The 475-nt window shown below is 70.1% G+C and carries 1 pseudogene; it reads left to right on the top strand.

What is annotated here, in order from left to right:
- Nucleotides 1–22 precede the first annotated feature (22 nt).
- A pseudogene (locus H4N64_RS44260) lies at nt 23–475 on the top strand (FAD-dependent oxidoreductase); the annotation flags it as partial.

The following is a 475-nucleotide window of genomic DNA, read 5'->3' as shown; positions in this document are numbered from 1 at the left end:
CCCGCTGGCCCAGAAGTTCGGCGTGCGCGAGGAGCCCAGCCGGCTGCGCCACCAGTCCCGTTCGCTGTTCACGCACATGATCGGCGTGAAGCCCTACGAGGACACGCTGCCCCAGGGCACCCACCAGAACCCCAGCCCGTGGAGCGAGGGCACCCTCCACCACCTCTTCGAGGGCGGCTGGATGTGGGTCATCCCCTTCGACAACCACCCGCTGTCCACCAGCCCGCTGTGCAGCGTCGGCATCAACCTGGACCCGCGGATCCACCCGGTGCCGGAAGGCCTCTCCCCCGAGGAGGAGTTCCGCGCCTTCATCGCCAGGTTCCCCGACATCGCCCCGCAGTTCGAGGGCGCGGTCGCGACCCGTGACTGGGTGCGCACGGGGCGGCTGCAGTACTCGTCGAAGCAGACCGTCGGCTACCGCTGGTGCCTGACCTCGCACGCGGCCGGTTTCGTCGACGCGCTCTTCTCACGCGGC

It is taken from the genome of Streptomyces cupreus, from assembly GCF_014257025.1.
In the GTDB taxonomy this organism is placed as follows: domain Bacteria; phylum Actinomycetota; class Actinomycetes; order Streptomycetales; family Streptomycetaceae; genus Streptomyces; species Streptomyces cupreus.
Note: the sequence above shows the minus strand (reverse complement) of the source record. Positions and strands in the feature narration are given on the sequence as shown.